Here is a 312-nt window from a genome sequence, read left to right as displayed (position 1 = left end):
GCCTTGTACTCGACCTGGGTCTGGCCCGCCGCGATGGTGACTTTGTCGCCATTGCTCAGGGTGACAGTCAGCGGACGGTCTAGCGGCTGGTTCACTTTGACAGTGAATGACGGTTGCTGGTCTTCGGTGACGTTGCCGTTGCTGACGATGGTGACGGAAATCTTGTCACCCTCGTTGCCAGTACCCGGAGTGCCGGTGCCCGGCTCATCGGTGACATCGGTTTTCACTTCGCCCTGACCCAGGGTCAGCTTTTCGAAGTTATCGGCACCAGTGACGGACTCCAGCTTGTTGACGATTGCTGGCTGGCCGCCG

1 protein-coding gene is annotated in these 312 nt (G+C 59.6%); it reads right to left on the bottom strand.

The features are described from left to right. Positions 1–312 (bottom strand): immunoglobulin-like domain-containing protein (locus ACNFHO_RS27410; protein WP_416767974.1); only part of this gene is annotated, 312 nt, incomplete at both ends.

The sequence above is a fragment of the Pseudomonas sp. NY15374 genome (assembly GCF_048068255.1).
GTDB classification, from domain to species: Bacteria; Pseudomonadota; Gammaproteobacteria; order Pseudomonadales; family Pseudomonadaceae; genus Aquipseudomonas; species Aquipseudomonas machongensis.
Note: the sequence above shows the minus strand (reverse complement) of the source record. Positions and strands in the feature narration are given on the sequence as shown.